This is a genomic window from Microbacterium azadirachtae, from assembly GCF_000956505.1.
GTDB classification, from domain to species: Bacteria; Actinomycetota; Actinomycetes; order Actinomycetales; family Microbacteriaceae; genus Microbacterium; species Microbacterium azadirachtae_A.
On sequence record NZ_JYIX01000017.1, the window covers coordinates 1 to 17,282 of the forward strand.

Below are 17,282 nucleotides of genomic sequence, written 5' to 3' on the forward strand. Positions count from 1 at the left end.
GACGAAGAGTCAGACCAGGTGGGGGGAGACGGTGGCGGTGAAGGACTCGGCCGTCCGGCGCACGACCTCGGCGGGATCCTGCGCCCAGATGTCGGCGTTGAAGATCTCCACCTCGATGTCGCGGTCGTAGCCGGTCGCGACCACGGCCTGCGTGAGCGAGGCGAAGTCGATGACGCCATCGCCCGGGTAGTGCCGGCTGAGCAGCACGTCGGCGGGCAGCGGCGTCTTCCAGTCGCACACCTGGTAGGTCGCGATGCGCCCCTCGCGTCCGGCACGGGCGATCTGGTCGAGCACCTGCGGATCCCACCAGATGTGGAAGGTGTCGACCGCCGCGCCGACCACGGCCGGGTCGAAGTCGGCCGCGATGTCGAGCGCCTGCCCGAGCGTGGAGACGACGCAGCGGTCGGATCCGAACATCGGGTGCAGCGGCTCGATCGCGAGGGTCACGCCCGCGGCGGCCGCGTCGGCCGACAGCTCGCCGATCGCGTCGCGCACCCGCTCCCGCGCGCCGATCAGGTCGCGTGAGCCCTCGGGCAGCCCTCCGGCGACGAGCACGAGCACGGCGGTCGATCCCTCGGCCCCCGCGGCGGCGAGCGTCGCGGTCTCCTCGATCGCGCGCCGGTTGTCGTCGAGAGCCGCGCGCCGCTCCAGCCCATCCGGCAGCGTGAAGAACCCTCCGCGGCAGTGCGTGGTGAAGCGCAGCCCGGAGTCGGTGAGCATCCGCGTGGCGACGTCGAGGCCGACCTCGTTCACGGGCTCGCGCCACAGGCCGATGCCCTGCACGCCCGCCTCGGCGGTCACCCTGAGCGCGGTGGCCAGGTCGGCGTACTTGATCGTGGCCTGGTTGATCGAGAGACGGGGATCCACGACAGCGCTCATGCGTCCACTCCGTTCAGACGCAGCATCCCGTGCCACCGTTCCCGCGCGAGCTCCGGATCCTCGAGGGCGAGAGACGCGTTCGCGAGCTCGACGATGCGGCTGAGGTGCGGCAGGCTGCGCGCGGAGTGCAGCCCGCCCACCATCTGGAACGCGGGCTGGTGCCCGTTCAGCCAGGCCAGGAACGCGACCCCGGTCTTGTAGTAGAACGTGGGCGCCGCGAAGACCTGCCTGCTGAGCTCCTCGGTCGGGCCCAGGATCTCGAGATAGCGGGCCGGATCCCCCGCGTCGAGCGCCTGGATCGCCGCCGAGGCGACCGGGGTGATCGCCGCGAACGCGCCGAGCAGCGCGTCGGAGTGTCCTTCGTCTCGCTTCGCTCGCTCAGGAACCGAGTTCAGGCTGTCCCCGCCGATCAGCCCCACATAGTTGAAGTCGTCGCCGGTGAACATCCGCACGCCCTCCGGAAGCTGCGCGCGCACTGTGATCTCGGACTCGGCGTTCAGCAGGCTCATCTTGACGCCCGCGACCTTGCCCGGGTTCTCGGCGATGATCCGCAGCAGCGTGCCGGACGCGTCGCGCCAGTCACCGGATCCGAAGTACCCCTCGAGCTGCGGGTCGAACGCGGTGCCGAGCCAGTGCAGCACGACCGGGGTGGTCGCCTGCTGCAGCACGGCGGCGTAGACGCGCAGGTAATCGGTGCGCGACTCCGCGACGCGGGCGAGGTGGCGCGAGGCCATGAGCACGGGACCCGCGCCCTGCTCCTCGGTGAAGTGCAGCTGCTCGACATAGGCGTCGATCACCCGCTGCAGCGGGATGCGCTCCTCGTCGACGTGGTCGGTGTTGACGCCGACGACGACGGATCCGCCCTCCTCCCGCGCGACCTCGGCACTGCGCGCGATGAGCTCGCGGGTGGCCGCCGCATCGAGCCCCATGTTGCGCTGCGCGGTGTCCATGGCGTCGGCGACGCCGAGGCCCCACGAGTACACGTTCCGGCGGAACGCGAGCGTGGCGTCCCAGTCGATGTCGGCCGGCCGCCCCGGGGTGTTGTCGGCATGCGCTTTGGGCACGACGTGCGCCGCGGCGTAGGCGACGCGGCTCTGCAGCGACGCGACAGGACGGGCGTATGCGCCGGAGTCGTTCAGGGCGGCGTCGGAGGTCTCCCCCGAGGCCGCGAGGAGGCGGATCGTCGTCATGGCCGGCCTCAGTCCAGGCTCAGCGCGGGCAGCGCGACCTTGCGACCCTCGGCGGAGGACTGCAGTCCCGCCTCTGCGAGCTGCACGCCCCTGGCACCCGCGAGCAGGTCGAACGCGTAGTCGGTGCCGAGCACGTAGGACGCGAGGTACTCCTCCCACTGCTGGCGGAAGCCGTTGAGGAACACGTCGTTCACGGGCACCTCGGCCCAGTCCGCGTCGTAGTCGTGCGCGTCGGCGAGGTCGGGGTTCCACACCGGCTTCGGGGTGGCGTTGCGGTGCTGGATCTTGGCGCCGAACAAGCCCACGACGGCGGATCCGTGCGTGCCGTCGACCTGGAACTCGACCAGCTCGTCGCGGTTCACGCGCACGGTCCAGCTGGAGTTGATCTCGGCGACGATGCCTCCCTCGAGTTCGAAGATGCCGTACGCGGCGTCCTCGGCGGTGGCGGTGTAGGGCTCGCCGTTCTCGTCCCAGCGGTCCGCGATGTGCACCGCCGCCTGTGCGTAGACGCTCTTGACCTCGCCGAACAGGTTCTCCATCACGTAGTTCCAGTGCGGGAACATGTCGCTGATGATGCCGCCGCCGTCCTCGGTGCGGTAGTTCCAGCTGGGGCGCTGCGCGGGCTGCCAGTCGCCCTCGAACACCCAATAGCCGAACTCCCCGCGGACGGAGAGGATCCGTCCGAAGAAGCCGGAGTCGATGAGGCGCTTGAGCTTCTGCAGACCGGGAAGGTAGAGCTTGTCGTGCACGACGCCCGTCTTGACGCCGGCGGTCCGGGCGAGGCGGGCCAGTTCGAGCGCCTCCTCGACGGACTCCGCAGTCGGCTTCTCGGTGTAGATCGCTTTGCCCGCGGCGATGGCCTTGCGGATCGCGCTCGCACGCGCCTTGGTGACGAGGAAGTCGGCGTAGATCTCCCACTGCGGATCCGCGAGCGCGGCGTCGAGGTCGGTCGTCCAGTCCTCGATGCCGTGCTTGGCGGCGAGCTCGGCGAGCTTCTGCGCGCTGCGGCCGACGAGGATCGGCTTCACCGTGACGCGGCTGCCGTCGGGCAGCTCGATGCCGCCCTGCTCGCGGATCGCGAGGATCGAGCGCACCAGGTGCTGGCGGTAGCCCATGCGCCCGGAGACGCCGTTCATGATGATGCCGATCTCGCGGGTGTTCGTCTCGGACACGGTGTCCCCTCTCCTTGCCTCGGCGGCCCTCGTGGCCTCGCCGGTTGCGTGTGCGTGCGATGTTGCTGGTGTCGCTGGTCTTGCTGTGGCTGCGCAGTTGCGGGCTCGCCCTTGCGTTGTTCGCGTTGGTAAGCGCTTTCCAAACTATGGTGACACGAGAATCCACCCGCCGCAAGGGGCCACGCACGGACTAGGTGCCGCCCTACTTCCGCGTCGTCCCCATCAGCGCACGCCATGGGGCCCGCTCACGGGGACGACTCGGAGGTGGGAGCACCCGGGGCACGGTGGGACCACCCCCACACATTCGGGGTCGTCCCCGTGAGCGCACGCCATAGGGTCCGCTCACGGGGACGACTCAGAGGTGGGAGCACCCGGGGCACGGTGGGACATCCCCCACTCTCGAGTCGTCCCCATCAGCGGACGCCGGAGGCTCCGCTCAGAGGGACGACTGAAAGCGGAGAGAGGAAAAGTGGAGAGAGGGAGAGCCGGGAGGCTAGGCGCTCGCTCGGCGGATCAGGGCAGGGGCGAGCAGGGCGGGGGCGAGCAGCGCGGGATCCGGAGCATCGCGGCCCTCGACGCGGTCGACGACGAGGCGCACGGCCAGCTCGCCGAGCGCGGCGAAGTCCTGCCGGATCGTGCTGAGCGGCGGACGGAACTCGGCGGCGTCGGCGATGTCGTCGAAGCCCAGGACGGCGACATCCTCGGGAACCGCGCGGCCGGCGTCGGCGAGCGCGCGCAACAGGCCGAGCGCCATCTGATCGTTTGCGGCGAAGACCGCGGTGACCGTCGGATCGGCGGCGAGCACTCCGCCGCGATCGTGGCCCGATCCCGCACTCCAGTCCCCGCGCAGCGGATCCGGGATCCGGAGTCCCCGCGCCGCGAGCTCCTCCCGCCAGCCGCGCTCGCGCTCCGCGGCGGCGAACGAGCCCTCGGGCCCCGCGAGGTGATGCACGGTCGTCGCGCCCCGGTCGAGCAGGTGCGCGGTCGCTGCCCGGGCGCCCGCCGCGTGGTCCGTGCCGATGACGGCGAATCGCGGATCGGCGGGGGCGTCCACGACGACGAGTGCGAGCCCGGCCGGATCCGCGTCGCGAGCAAGCACCGAGGCCTCGTTCAGCACGATCGCCCCGTCCACGCCCTGATCGTGCAACCGGTCGAAGGCCTCCGCGATCCGCCCCGCCGAGCCGAGCGTCACCACCGCGAGCGCGTACCCGCGCGCCTCTGCCGCCTCGGCGACGGCCTGGAGCAGCGCGGAGTTGCCGACCGTGGCGAGAGTCTGCGCGACCACGCCGAGGGTCTCGGAGCGGCCGGTGCGGAGGGCCCGCGCAGCACGGTGCGGGCGATAGCCGAGTTCGGCCATGGCCTCCTCGACCCGCTCGCGCGTGGCCGGATCCACCCGCGGGCTGTCGTTCACGACCCGCGAGACCGTCTGCCCCGACACTCCGGCGCGCGCGGCGACCATCGCCATGGACACGCGCCCGGTCGGCTTCGGTCCGCGACGCACGGGGGCGGACGGCGTCCCGCTCTCGACTCGCCGCAGCTCCTCGAGCCCGTCGTCGCGCTTCGGCATCGGCCCGCCTCTCACCCGCCGGTCCCGCGTGTACCGACCTCAGGATTGTTGACGCTATCACGCCGCGTGCCCTATCGTGTTTACGTGAACATGGAAATCGCTCCCGAGTTCGTCGCAGCCGAGACCACCGCGCTCTCCGCCGGCGTGGTCAAGCGCGCCACGCACCTCGCCGACGGCCGTGACCTCATCTACTACGACGACGCCGGATCCACCCTCCCCGCCGAGCGCTCGATCGACGCCCGCACGCTGGACCCGCGCCCGGATACCGCGACGATGCGGCAGGACGTGCTCACCGGCGACTGGATCACGTTCGCCACGAAGCGCCAGACCCGGGTCATGATGCCGAGCGCGGACGCGGATCCGCTCGCGCCGCAGTCCGCGACGAATCCCTCAGAGGTGCCGTCGCGCTATGACGTGGCGGTGTTCGAGAACCGTTCCCCGTCGTTCGGTCCCGCCCTCGCCGAGGCTGCGGGTACCGCCCCGGAGGCAGTGGATCCGCCACGGGGCCTGGACGACCTCGAAGCGATCGGGCTTGAACGCACCCGCACCAGCGTGGGCCGGTGCGAGGTCGTGTGCTTCAGCCCAGAGCACGCCGGATCCTTCGGCACCCAGTCCGTCACCCGCGCGCGCACCGTGATCGAGGCCTGGGCCGACCGCACCGCGGCACTGAGCGCCCTGCCCGGCATCGAGCAGGTGTTCCCGTTCGAGAATCGCGGCGAGGCGATCGGCGTGACCCTCCCCCACCCGCACGGGCAGATCTACGCCTACCCCTACGTCACGCCGCGCACACAGCGGCTGCGCGAGAGCATCGCCCGCACCGGCGCCGACCTGTTCGAGCGGATCCTGGACGCCGAGCAGCGCTCCGAGCGCGTCGTCCTGCAGGGCGAGCACTGGACCGCGTACGTGCCGTTCGCCGCGCGCTGGCCGCTCGAGGTGCAGCTGCTGCCGCACCGCCACGTGCCCGACTTCTCCGCGCTGGACGACGCCGAGCGCGACGAGCTCGCCCCGCTCTACCTGAACCTGCTGCGCGGGGTGGATGCGCTCTACGAGACCCCCACCGCGTACATCGCCGCGTGGCATCAGGCGCCCGTGCACGTCGGACGCGACGGGATCCGGATGCGCCTCGAACTCACCAGCCCGCGCCGCGCCGCCGACAAGCTGAAGTTCCTGGCCGGATCCGAATCCGCGATGTCCGCGTGGACCGCGGAGATCCTCCCCGAGGACGCCGCCGCGCGCCTGAGGGACGCGATCGCGTCCGTCCCCACCCCGACCGCTTGATCTGTTTGCTTTTCCGACCGTGTCCCCCTTTTGGCTCTGGAATCGGCACTTTCGCCGCCGAATATGGGACATGACCCCGCCAGAAGTGGGACACGGTCGGCAGACTGACCCTCCCGAGGAGACCCGATGACCCTTGCCCGCACCGCAGCCCCCTCCGACGCCGCAAGCGCGGCCAGCGGTGGCGCCCCGTCCGCCGCCGGCGACACCACGGTTGCTGCCGCGATCGCCCCCTCCGCCGTCGCCGCCGCGGGGGCGCTGTTCCGCGAACTGACCGGATCCGAGCCTGCGGGCGTCTGGTCGGCGCCGGGGCGCGCGAACCTCATCGGCGAGCACACCGACTACAACGACGGGTTCGTGCTGCCCTTCGCGATCCAGCACCGCACGGCGGCGGCCGCACGGCTGCGCACCGACGGGCGGATCCGCGTCGCCTCCACGTTCGCGACGGAACCGGTCGAGGTCGCGCTCGACGACCTCGAGGTACTGTTCCCAGCCGACCGCACCCGCCGCGCGGCCACCGGGGCGGCGGCCACCGGAGCCGTCGAGGAACAGGCATCCGCCGTGCCCGAATGGGCGGCGTACCCCCTCGGCGTCGCCTGGGCGCTGCGCGCGCTGGTACCCGCGTGGGCCGCGGGCACCTTCGCGGGCGTCGACATCGCGATCGCCTCCGACGTGCCGGTCGGGGCGGGATTGTCGTCATCCGCGGCGATCGAAGGCGCGACGAGCACGGCGTTGAACGAGCTCTGGGGCCTCGGACTGGATCCGGTGGCGCTCGCGCAGGCGGGTCGCCGTGCCGAGAACGAGGCCGTCGGCGCCCCCACCGGGATCATGGATCAGATGGCGTCGATGCTCGGGCGGTCCGACGCCGCGGTGTTCCTGGACTGCCGCTCGCTCGAGACCCGCTCGATCCCGCTCGGGTTCGCCGAGGCGGGGCTCGAGGTGCTCGTGATCGACACGGGCGTGAAGCACGCGCATTCCACGGGCGGCTACCGCGCGCGCCGCGAATCCTGCGAGCGCGGGGCCGCCGCGCTCGGGGTGGCAGCGCTGCGCGACGTGACCGAGGCGGATCTGCCGCGCGCCGCGGAACTGCTCGACGACGTCGACTTCCGCCGAGTGCGGCACGTCGTGACCGAGGACCAGCGCGTGCTCGACACGGTCGCCGCCCTCGCCGCGCACGGTCCGCGCGCGATCGGCGACCTGCTCGTCGCGTCGCACGCCTCCATGCGGGACGACTTCGAGATCTCGATCCCCGAACTCGACACCGCGGTCGACGTCGCCCTCGCGCACGGCGCGCTCGGCGCGCGCATGACGGGCGGCGGCTTCGGCGGCGCCGCGATCGCACTCGTCGAGCGCGACGCGGTGCCCGAGGTGTCGGCAGCCGTGCGCGCCGCCTTCGCCACAGCCGGCTTCGCCGCGCCGCACCTGTTCACGGTCACGCCGTCAGCCGGCCCGCGTCGCGACGTCTGAGCGCGCCGGATCCGTCCCCGGGCCGGATCCGGATCCGCCCGGGGATCCCCCAGCGAAGCCCCGGAAGAATGAGACCCCGCGCATCCGCGTGGCGGAAGGAGACCCATGTCCTGGCTTGTCACCGGCGGCGCCGGCTACATCGGATCGCACGTCGTGCGCGCGCTCTCGGACGCCGGTCTTACGCCGGTCGTCCTGGACGATCTCTCCAGCGGAGTCGCCTCCTTCGTGCCCGAGGGCGCCGCCTTCGTGCGGGGCAGCATCCTGGACCGGGAGCTGGTCGAGAGCACGCTCCGCGACCACGAGGCGCAGGGCGTGATCCACGTCGCCGGCTACAAGTACGCCGGGGTCTCGGTGCAGCGGCCGCTGCACACGTACGCGCAGAACGTCGAGGGCACTCGCGTGATCCTCGAGGCGATGGCAGCCGCCGGCGTCGCGAACATCGTTTTCTCCTCGAGCGCCGCGGTGTTCGGCACGCCCGACGTGCCCCTCGTCGTGGAGGACACGGAGAAGCGTCCGGCGAGCCCCTACGGCGAGTCCAAGCTCATCGGCGAGTGGCTGCTGCGCGACGAGGCCGTCGCGACGGCCGGATCCGAGAACCCGCTCGTCCACACCTCGCTGCGCTACTTCAACGTGGTCGGATCCGCGGATCCGTCCGTCTACGACGTGAGCCCGCACAACCTCTTCCCGATCGTGTTCGAGAAGCTGCTCGCCGGCGAGACTCCGCGGATCAATGGCGGCGACTACGCCACCGAGGACGGCACGAACGTGCGCGACTACGTGCACGTCGACGACATCGCGCTCGCCCACGTCGCCGCGGCCCAGCGCATGATCGCGGGGCAGCCGATCGAGGCGGCGTACAACCTGGGATCCGGCGACGGGCTCTCGGTGCGCCAGATCATGGACGCGATGGCGCGCGTGACCGGCATCGCCTTCACGCCCGAGATCGGCCCGCGCCGCCCCGGCGACCCCGACCGCATCGTCGCGACCGGCGAGCTCGCCGCGCGCGACCTGGACTGGCGGATGCGTCACACGGTCGACGAGATGGTGCGCTCAGGCTGGGAGGCCCGCCGCAACGCCGGCTGAGCTCCGGACACTCCTCGCCGAGTGCACGGCTCGCTGCCCGCGCACGGCTCCGTGACGTCAAGAGCCCGTGCGCTCGGCAGGATCCGGTGCACTCGCAGATCGCGTCGGCAGGATCCCGTGTACCCGGCAGGATCCCGTGCACTGGGCAGGATCCAGTGCACCCGGCGGCATCGCGCATGAGCTGTTCACCGAGTGCACCGGTTGCTACCGAGTACACGGCTCCGTGACGCCAAGACCCCGTGCGCTCGGCAGGATCCCGTGCACTGGCGGATCGCGTCGGCAGGTTCCCGTGCCTTCGGGGAACGCACCCACCCTCAACACGAAACGCGGCCTCCCCGAAGAGAGACCGCGTCCCGTACTGCAAAAGCCGCAGACTAGCCCTGCGGGGCGTTCGCGGCGGTGAGGAGCTGGTCCACGCCGTCGCGGTCCAGGCCCCAGCCGAATGCGGGGAGGCGTCCGATCGGGAACGAGCCCATCATCTTCGCCATGGCCTCGCCCGACATGATGCCGTCGCCCTCGCCGCCGAACTGCTCCTGGAGAGCGGCGAACGCACCGGCGACCATCGGACCGGCGACCGGGTGCGCGAACACCGCGGCGAGCGTGGACTCGGGGGTGAGCGGCACCAGGACCGCGTCGCCGACGACGTCGACCGTGGCGGATCCGCGCAGGTCGCGGCTCGACGCCGCGGCCTCGACGCGGTAGGCGCCTCCCTCGACGACGAAGCGGTCGACCCGGATGTCCCAGTACGCGAGATCCTCGCGGCGCACGGTCAGCACCACGTCGGCCGTGGCTCCCGCGGCGATCTCGACCGACGCGAACGCCTTGAGCTCGCGAGGGGCGCGCTCCACGGCGGAGGCGACGGGCGCGACGTAGACCTGCACGACCTCGCGGCCGTCGCGGGATCCGGTGTTCGTCACGGGGACGGTCACCGCGATGTCGCCCGAGGGCGTGGCCTCGGCGGAGACCGCGCCGTACGCGAAGGACGTGTACGACAGGCCGTGTCCGAACGGGTAGGTCACCGCCATGTTGCGGGCGTCGTACCAGCGGTAGCCCACGAAGATGCCCTCGCCGTAGCGCACGTGCCCGTTCGAGCCGGGGAAGTTGCCGAACGCCGGGGTGTCCTCGATGCGCTGCGGGATCGTCTCGGCGAGGCGGCCCGACGGGTTCACCGCGCCGAGCAGCACGTCGACGGTCGCGGATCCGCCGGCCTGACCGAGCAGCCACGCCTCGAGGATCGCGGGCACCCGGTCGGCGAAGGGCAGTGCCACGACCGAGCCGTTCGACAGCACGACGACCGTGCGAGGGTTCGCCGCCACGACCGCGTCGAGCAGTGCGAGCTGGTGCGCGGCGAGGTCGATGTGGTCGCGGTCGAAGCCCTCGGACTCCTCCGCGTCGGTGAGGCCGAGGAAGACCACGGCGACGTCGCGCGAAGCGGCGAGCGCCACGGCCTCATCGCGGAGGGCGTCCTGCCCCTCGGCCGCGGCGTCGAACGCGAAGCCCGGCGCGAACGCGACCCGGTCTCCGGCGGCCTCGGTCAGGGCGTCGAGCGCGGAGTCCACGCGGGTCGGGTTGATGTGCGAGGAGCCGCCGCCCTGGAAGCGCGGGGTGCGGGCGAACTCGCCGATCAGCGCGATCGAGGCGCTCTCGGCGAGCGGGAGCAGCGGCGCACCGTCGACCGCGTCGTTCTTGAGCAGCACGATCGCGCGTCCTGCGGCCTCACGGGCCAGGGCATGGTGCGCATCGACGTCGAGCGGGCCGGCGACGGCGGGGCGGGCCTGAGCGCGGCCGACGAGGTCGAGCACGCGCCCGGCCGAGGCGTCCAGCGCGGCCGCGACGGCCGGGTCGGAGCCCGCTGCCGTGGCCACGGCGCGGTCGGGACCGCCGTCGCTGCCCGGCATCTCCAGATCGAGGCCCGCGACGAGCGCCGCGACGCGGTCGTTCACCGCGCCCCAGTCGGAGACGACGAGTCCTTCGAAGCCCCACTCGTCGCGCAGCACCTGCGTGAGCAGCCACGGATCCTGGGAGGCGTAGACGCCGTTGATCTTGTTGTACGAGCACATCACGGTCCACGGCTGCGCGTCCTTGACGACGCGCTCGAAGCCGCGCAGGTAGATCTCGCGCAGCGGCCGCGGGTCGACGTCGCTCGACGCGGTCATCCGCTCGAACTCCTGGTTGTTGGCTGCGAAGTGCTTGAGCGACGATCCCACGCCCTGCGACTGGATGCCCTTCACGAGTCCCGCGCCGATGACGCCGGAGACGATCGGATCCTCCGACACGTACTCGAAGTTGCGCCCGCACAGCGGCGAGCGCTTGATGTTGATGCCGGGGCCGAGGATGACGGCGACGTCCTCGATCGCGGACTCGACACCGAGCGCGACGCCGACCCGCTCGGCGAGCTCGGGATCGAAGGCGGCTCCGAGTCCGGACGCCGGCGGGAAGCAGGTGGCAGGAACGCTTTCGCTGAGGCCGAGGTGATCGCTGTCCGCGGCCTGCTTGCGCAGGCCGTGCGGGCCATCGGTGACCATGATCGACGGCACGCCGATGCGGTCGATGGACTTCAGGGTCCAGAAGTCGGCGCCGCTCGTGAGAGAGGCCTTCTCCTCGGTGCTGAGCTCGGGCAGGTGATCGCGGGGCGATGTCATTGTCGACTCCTTCGTGGACGACTCACGGGTGACGGGCAGGGCCAGTCGATCAGGTTCTGGAACAGAAAGCAAGCGTTACTCGGTTTTTGGATGCAGGAGCACGACGCCGGGATAGTCTCGGGTCATGGCACGACGAGGTTCGTATGCGAAGGGGATCGCGAAGCGCGAGGAGATCCTGCGCGCAGCTCTTGCGGTGGTCGCCCGCGAGGGCTATCACGGCGCCTCCGTGAAGGAGCTCGCCGACGAGGTCGGACTCAGCCAGGCGGGCCTGCTGCACTACTTCGACAGCAAGGACGAGCTGTTCGTCGAGATCCTGCGCACGCGCGACGAGGTCGACATGGCGGGCCATTCCGGCGCCGTGGATGCCGCGACGCTCGAGGAGATGCGCGACGGCTATCTCGACATCGTCCGGCACAACGCACGCGTGCCGGGGCTCGTCGAACTGTTCACCCGCCTCGCGGCCGACGCCGCGAACCCCGAGCACCCGTCCCGCGCGTTCTTCGCCGAGCGCAGCGCCGGCCTCCGCGAGCGCTGGGCCGGGACCATCGCCGACGCGCAGGGCGAGGGCATGATCCGCGACGACATCGACCCGATGCTCGCCGCGCGGCTCTTGCAGGCCGTGTCCGACGGCGCCCAGATGCAGCTGCTCGTCGAACCGGAGCTCGACATGGTCGTGCTCATCGAGACGCTGTTCGACCTCATGCGGGCGCCCGATCGGCGCTGACCGCCAACCCGGCCAGCGGATCGGTCCTGAGCGAACGCAGTGAGACGAAGGGCGCTCAGGGACCGGTCCATAGCTCGGTCCCTGAGCGAACGCAGCGAGACGAAGGGCGCTCAACGACCGGTGGCGAGCAGCGGGCGCACCGAGGCGTACGCGTCCGCCTCCTCCCGGGACGGGGTGTCGTACACGCGCGCGATCTTCGCCGCGCCGTACCGCGCCCAGCCGGGATCGCCGTCCGCGATGAACGCGACGGCGGCGGCGTGCACCTCGTCGGCGAGGGCCTGCGGCGGGTTCGGGCCGGCGAGCGGCTCCATCGCGGGGCCGTCCAGGCCGTCGAAGAAGAACGGCACGTCGAGGCAGTGCTCGGCGAAGCCGAAGTGCCCCGACGGCCACGAGAACCGATACACCCAGGTGGGGGCAGCGCCCCGATCCGCCACGATCCGCAGGATCGCGACGCGGAACATCCGGTCGGTCAGCACGCGGCCCGCCAGGCGCGCCTTGCCCTTCGCCACCACGTCGGCGTTTGCCGCGAGGTAAGGAGCACGCGCCTCCTTGGGCACGCCGAGCTTGCCGAGCAGCATCCCCTTCGGCACGAGCGCCATGGCCTTGCCGGCATCGGCCGTGGCCATCGTGAACTCGTCATCGGTGGCACCGAGCACCAGCGGCTTGTCGGATCCGACGCCCTCGCGGAACGACTCCGGCGTGGGCCGCAGGATGAGATCGCCATCGACGGACGGCCCGAGCGGCAGCCCGTTCTCGACGATGTCGCCCATGTCGCCGCCGTCGAAGGCGGTGAGCTTCTTCTGGACCTCGAGGATGCGCTCCTCGCTCAGCGCGCCGATACCCGCGCGCGTGGGCGCGACGCCGAGCTCGGCGGCGAGGCGGCGGCCGAACTCCTCCGAGCGGGCCGCCGAGACGTCGGCCAGGGCGCCGGAGATCGCGTAGACGCCGTGGAACAGGTGCTGCGCCTTCTCCATGCCGAGCAGGGTCATGACCGCTCCGCCGCCGGCCGACTGCCCGGAGATCGTGACCCTGGCCGGATCCCCGCCGAAAGCCGCGATGTTCTGCTGCACCCATTCCAGGGCCAGCAGCCAATCGCGCACGCCGCGGTTCGACGGTGCGTCCTGGATCCACCCGAAGCCGTCGAAACCGAGCCGGTATGAGAGCGTCACGGTCACCACGCCGTCGCGGGTGAAGTTGCGCCCGTCGTACCAGGGGCTCGCCGGAGACCCGGCGAAGTACCCGCCGCCGTGGATGTACACGAGCACGGGCAGTCCGGCACCGGTCGCCGGCTCAGGGCTCGGCGTGTAGACGTTCACGTTGAGCGTCGACTCCCCCGGCACGCTCGGCTCGGGGATGAGCGTCACGCCGGGATCGCCCCGCTGCGCGGTGGGACCGAACGCGGCGGCATCGAACACACCCTGCCACGGGGCCTTCGGCACGGGCGCCGCGAAGCGCAGCTCGCCCACCGGCGCCTCGGCGAACGGGATGCCGAGGAACGCCGCGGAACGGAGGTTCCCGCGCGGGCCGGATCCGGGGGCCGTGGTTTCGCGCCAGCGTCCGCGCACGCGGCCCGCACTGGTCTGCACCTCGGGGTGATCCGCGGCAGCGGCCTCGGCGGCGCCCGCGCCGGCGGACGTGGTCTGGGTGTTCTCCATCGGGAGTCCTTTCGTGGAGGGTGGCGCCAGGACGGGGCTGATCTCGCCCGCCGAGGCAGGTGCTACTTGACGCTCCTGATCGGCGCGGTGACGATCGCCGCGAGCACGGCGAACACCATCGCGAACACGAACAGCATGGGGTATCCGCCGAAGGATCCGATGATCACGGCGGCGATCGGGGCGCTGAGCGCCTGCGGGATGTTGGTGGCGACGTTGAGGATGCCGAGGTCCTTGCCGGCGTCGGTGCCCTCGCTGGGAAGCACCTCGGTCATGAGGGCCGCATCCACCGACATGTACAGGCCGAAGCCGATGCCGTTCACGACGCTCATGATGATCATGCCGGTCATGTTCGGCATCATCAGCGGGAACGACAGCCCGATGACCATCACGACGGTCGCCGCGTAGATGAACACCTTGCGGCGTCCCACCTTGTCGCTCCACCAGCCGGAGAGGGCGATCGCCGCCATCGTGGGGACCAGGGGGATCAGGGTCAGGGTGAGGGTGGCGCCCTGCGCCTCGGCCAGCGACATCCCGATGTAGTCGGTCAGCAGGTACAGCTGGTAGGCGGTGACGGCGAAGTAGCCGAGGATCAGCAGGAAGCGGGCCGCGAACGCCCAGGCGAAGTCGGGGTGCTTGCGGGGGTTGATCCAGAACCCGCGGAAGAACGGGCCCCAGCGGAACGGCGCGACCGCGGCGTTCTTCGAGGACCAGTCCTTGTTGAACACGACGAAGAGCACGGTGACGACGATCACGGCGATGCCGAAGACGGAGTAGCCGATGCCGATCTGCGCGCCGAGCGCGGCCGCGATCATGACGCCGACCGTCATCCCGAGCTGGGTGCCGAGACCGATCATGGCGCTCGCACCGCCGCGCTTGGCGCGCGGGAAGCGGTCGGCCGTGATCGTGGTGAGCGGCGCCTGCAGGAAGTTCAGAGCCACCTGGATCGCCACCCAGAACACCGTGATCCAGAAGACGTCCTGGAGGGATCCCATGCCGAACAGCAGGATGCCGCCGACCAGCGCACCCATGACCATCCACGGCGCACGGCGGCCGAACCGCGACCGCGTGCGATCGCTGAAGGCGCCGGCGAGAGGCTGCGCGAAGAGCGTGAAGACGAACGAGGTCGTCGTGACGATCGCCAGGTTCTGCACCTTGTGCGCGGGATCCAGAACCGCGATCTGCGAAGGCAGCAGGATCGCGATGAGCCCGCCATAGGTCGCGAACAGCGTCAGCGAAGCGGCCAGCAGACCGGGCAGCAGCCGCTTCGTGGCGGGCGGGCTCGCTGCGGGATCCCCCGCAGCGGGGGCCTCGGCGCGGATGAGTCCGGTCGGCGCGATCCCGGCGGCGGGATCGGGAGGGGTGATGGTCATGAGGGCTCCTCATCGAGCAGATCGGGTGCGGACGTGAATACCAAATCCTGTTTGGTTTCTATATCCGGGACGATTGTCGCACTGAAACACGAACGGTGCAAGGCTTTTGAGACTCGAAAGCCACAGATTGTTCATGTTTCGTGACGGCCGGATATTCTGGCCCCATGGCCAAACGGGGTGCGTACGCGAAGGGCGTCGTCAAGCGCGAGGAGATCCTCGAAGCGGCGCTCGAGATCGTCGGCCGGCGCGGCTACCGCAACGCCTCGGTGCGCGAGATCGCCGACGCCGTGGGCCTCAGCCCCGCAGGTCTCCTGCACTACTTCGGCACCAAGGAGGAGCTCTTCGTCGAGATCCTCCGCGCCCGCGACGCCCACGACACCGAGCGGTTCGACGACCTCGAGTTCACGGAGTCCTTCCTCGAGGTGGTGCGGCACAACGCCGATGTGCCGGGACTCGTCGAGCTCTACACGCGCCTCGCCGCCGAGGCCGCGGACCCCGAGCACCCGGCCCGCGGGTTCTTCCTCGACCGCACCTCGGCCGTGCACGCGGTCGCCCGCGAGGCGCTCCTCGCGGACCAGCGGGAGGGCCGCATCCGCGCCGATCTCGACATCGAGTGGATCATCCGCGCCGGCCACGCCCTCGCCGACGGCCTGCAGAACGCCTGGATCCTGGATCCGACCATCGACATGGCCGCCGACATCGACCGGTTCTTCGTGCTGCTGCGGGCGTGACGCCCGAGGTCGACGACGACGGCGCCGGATACGCTGATCGGGTGACCGACGACGCCCCTCTCGCCCAGACCGACTCCGGTTCCGTCCGGGGATTCTGGCGGGGCGAGCCCGGCACACCGGACGCCTCCGCGGCGTTCCTCGGGATCCCGTTCGCCGCAGCCCCCGTGGGCGAACGGCGCTTCGCCGCACCGGAGCCGCCCGAGCCGTGGACGGAGGTACGCGACGCGACCGCGTTCGGGCCCACCGCGCAGCGCGGCGACAAGGGCGAGACGCTCATCCCCGAGCCCAGCATCCCGGGCGCCGCGACGCTGAACGTGAACGTGTTCACGCCGTCGCTCGAGGGATCCCGTCCGGTGATGGTCTGGATCCACGGCGGCGGCTACGTCGACGGCTCCCCCGCGAGCCCCTGGTACGACGGCGCCGCGTTCAACCGCGACGACGTGGTGACCGTGACCGTGTCGTACCGGCTCGGCTTCGACGGCTTCGGCCTGATGCCCGGCGCCCCCGCGAACCGCGGCGTGTTGGACTGGATCGCAGGACTCGAGTGGGTGCAGCGGAACATCGCGGCGTTCGGCGGGGATCCCTCTCGCGTGACGATCGCGGGGCAGTCCGCCGGGGCGGGCGCGGTGCTGACCCTGCTGGGCCTCGAGCGCGCGCAGCACCTGTTCCACGCGGCGATGGCCTTCTCCCCGGCTCTGGCCGACATCGACCCGGCGCTGGCATCGCGCCGCACGCGCGCCCTGGGCGTCCTGCTCGGCTGCGCGCCCGATGCCGCCGGCTTCCGCACGGTGCCGGAGCGCACCCTGCAACGCGCGCAGCCGAAGGCCGCGCTGCTCGGCGCGACACGGTTGAAGGCCCTGCTCGCCCCGCTCGCCGACGGGCTGCCCTGGGGGCCCGTCGCCGACGGCGAGGTCGTGCCGCGTCCGGCGGTCGCGGCACTGCAGGCGGGGATCGGGGCCGACAAGCCTCTGCTGCTCGGCGCGACCGACGACGAGTTCACCATGACCATGGACCATGCTCCCGGCGTGCTGCGGTTCATCCCCGCCGCGCTGGCGCTGACCCTGCTCTGCCGGGATCGGGGCGTGCGTCGCGCCTACCTCGCCGCGAACGGGCCGCAGCGCCGCCTCGGCACCCCGGCACTGCTCGGACGATTCGTGACGGACCGGGTGTTCCGCGCACTCGTGGTGCGCGTCGCGCAGGCGCGGGGCGACGCCCCCACCTGGGCCTACCGCTTCGCCTGGGTCTCCCCCGCGAAGGGCTGGTCGTGCCACTGCCTGGACGTGCCGTTCTGGTTCGACGTGCTCGACGATCCGTTCGTGGAGGGCCTGGCCGGCCCCACCCCGCCGCAGCACCTCGCGACGGAGATGCACACCACCGCCGTCCGGTTCGTCGAGGACGGCGATCCCGGCTGGCCGCAGTGGCGCACCGATCCGGGCCTCTCCCGCGTCTTCGGCGCCGGCCCCGCCGAGCCCGCCCTGTCGGCGACCGCTTACGACGGAGCACTGCCCCTGGCGTAAGCCGGCCTCC

Annotated in this window: 13 protein-coding genes; 6 read left to right on the plus strand and 7 right to left on the minus strand. The window is 71.5% G+C overall.

The window, feature by feature from the left end:
* Positions 1-9: 9 nt before the first annotated feature.
* From RS86_RS00975 to RS86_RS00990, 4 genes are all read right to left on the minus strand, one after another.
* Positions 10-879, minus strand: a complete 870-nt coding sequence (locus RS86_RS00975; protein WP_045270342.1) for a sugar phosphate isomerase/epimerase family protein — start codon at positions 877-879, stop codon at positions 10-12.
* The gene (locus tag RS86_RS00980; RefSeq protein WP_045270343.1) at positions 876-2,069 is read right to left on the minus strand and encodes a dihydrodipicolinate synthase family protein; all 1,194 of its coding nucleotides are present in this window, start codon (positions 2,067-2,069) and stop codon (positions 876-878) included. Before RS86_RS00980 ends, RS86_RS00975 begins: the two co-directional genes overlap by 4 nt.
* 8 nt (positions 2,070-2,077) lie before the next feature.
* A complete protein-coding gene (locus RS86_RS00985) occupies positions 2,078-3,205 on the minus strand; it encodes a Gfo/Idh/MocA family protein (RefSeq protein ID WP_045270359.1) in 1,128 nt (375 codons plus the stop codon).
* A gap of 529 nt (positions 3,206-3,734) precedes the next feature.
* Positions 3,735-4,706, minus strand: coding sequence for a LacI family DNA-binding transcriptional regulator (locus RS86_RS00990; RefSeq protein ID WP_045270360.1), 972 nt, complete (start codon positions 4,704-4,706; stop codon positions 3,735-3,737).
* 192 nt (positions 4,707-4,898) lie between these two features.
* On the opposite strand from RS86_RS00990, the gene galT reads away from it, so the two are divergent.
* The 3 genes from galT to galE all read left to right on the plus strand — a co-directional run bounded on the left by galT (position 4,899) and on the right by galE (position 8,633).
* Positions 4,899-6,086, plus strand: coding sequence for a galactose-1-phosphate uridylyltransferase (gene galT / locus RS86_RS00995; RefSeq protein ID WP_045270361.1), 1,188 nt, complete (start codon positions 4,899-4,901; stop codon positions 6,084-6,086).
* Positions 6,087-6,212: 126 nt separating this feature from the next.
* Complete coding sequence (galK, locus tag RS86_RS01000) at positions 6,213-7,550, plus strand: galactokinase (protein WP_082076468.1); 1,338 nt, start codon at positions 6,213-6,215, stop codon at positions 7,548-7,550.
* A 105-nt stretch (positions 7,551-7,655) separates the two neighbouring features.
* Entirely contained in the window at positions 7,656-8,633 is a 978-nt protein-coding gene (galE, locus tag RS86_RS01005) for a UDP-glucose 4-epimerase GalE (RefSeq protein WP_045270344.1), read from the plus strand.
* A gap of 374 nt (positions 8,634-9,007) precedes the next feature.
* On the opposite strand, the gene RS86_RS01010 is transcribed toward galE, so the two are convergent.
* Entirely contained in the window at positions 9,008-11,275 is a 2,268-nt protein-coding gene (locus RS86_RS01010; RefSeq protein ID WP_045270345.1) for a glycoside hydrolase family 3 C-terminal domain-containing protein, read from the minus strand.
* Positions 11,276-11,399: 124 nt separating this feature from the next.
* Here RS86_RS01010 and RS86_RS01015 point away from each other — a divergent pair, with 124 nt between their 5' ends.
* The gene (locus tag RS86_RS01015; RefSeq protein ID WP_045270346.1) at positions 11,400-11,999 is read left to right on the plus strand and encodes a TetR/AcrR family transcriptional regulator; all 600 of its coding nucleotides are present in this window, start codon (positions 11,400-11,402) and stop codon (positions 11,997-11,999) included.
* Positions 12,000-12,109: 110 nt separating this feature from the next.
* Here the strand turns inward: RS86_RS01015 and RS86_RS01020 are convergent, their stop codons facing one another.
* Positions 12,110-13,654 carry a carboxylesterase/lipase family protein gene (locus RS86_RS01020; RefSeq protein ID WP_045270347.1) on the minus strand — a complete coding sequence of 515 codons (1,545 nt, stop codon included), beginning with the start codon at positions 13,652-13,654 and terminating at the stop codon, positions 12,110-12,112.
* 62 nt (positions 13,655-13,716) lie between these two features.
* Positions 13,717-15,024, minus strand: coding sequence for an MFS transporter (locus RS86_RS01025; protein WP_045270348.1), 1,308 nt, complete (start codon positions 15,022-15,024; stop codon positions 13,717-13,719).
* A gap of 164 nt (positions 15,025-15,188) precedes the next feature.
* Here RS86_RS01025 and RS86_RS01030 point away from each other — a divergent pair, with 164 nt between their 5' ends.
* Together RS86_RS01030 and RS86_RS01035 are read left to right on the plus strand one after the other, a co-directional pair.
* The gene (locus tag RS86_RS01030) at positions 15,189-15,755 is read left to right on the plus strand and encodes a TetR/AcrR family transcriptional regulator (protein ID WP_045270349.1); all 567 of its coding nucleotides are present in this window, start codon (positions 15,189-15,191) and stop codon (positions 15,753-15,755) included.
* A 41-nt stretch (positions 15,756-15,796) separates the two neighbouring features.
* Positions 15,797-17,272, plus strand: a complete 1,476-nt coding sequence (locus RS86_RS01035) for a carboxylesterase/lipase family protein (protein ID WP_045270363.1) — start codon at positions 15,797-15,799, stop codon at positions 17,270-17,272.
* Positions 17,273-17,282 lie beyond the last annotated feature (10 nt).